The organism is Alcaligenes sp. PF14 (assembly GCF_037150615.1).
In the GTDB taxonomy this organism is placed as follows: Bacteria; Pseudomonadota; Gammaproteobacteria; order Burkholderiales; family Burkholderiaceae_B; genus Alcaligenes; species Alcaligenes phenolicus.
The window spans coordinates 1-203 of record NZ_JBAGRS010000041.1; the positions used below are offsets into that span (position 1 = coordinate 1).

The 203-nt window shown below is 62.1% G+C and carries 1 protein-coding gene; it reads right to left on the reverse strand.

Features of this window, described 5'->3' with window-relative positions; translation table 11 throughout:
• Positions 1-203: hypothetical protein (locus WFM49_RS18590; RefSeq protein ID WP_336974873.1), on the reverse strand; the 203-nt coding region annotated here is incomplete at both ends.

Consider the following 203-nt stretch of genomic DNA (forward strand, 5'->3'; position numbering starts at 1 on the left):
TCGGACACCGTGCTGTGGCCGGTATAGCCGCTATTGTTACCCGATAGCGTCAGGGCTCCCGCACCGGTCTTGAGCAGGGAGCCCGCACCCGACAGCTCGCCCTGGAATCGCCCAGCTGAGGCTTGCTCGAATACCAGCGCACTCTGATTGAGTACATTGCCCGACAGGGAGCTGGCATTGCCAATCAGGGTGCCCGCCAGAAT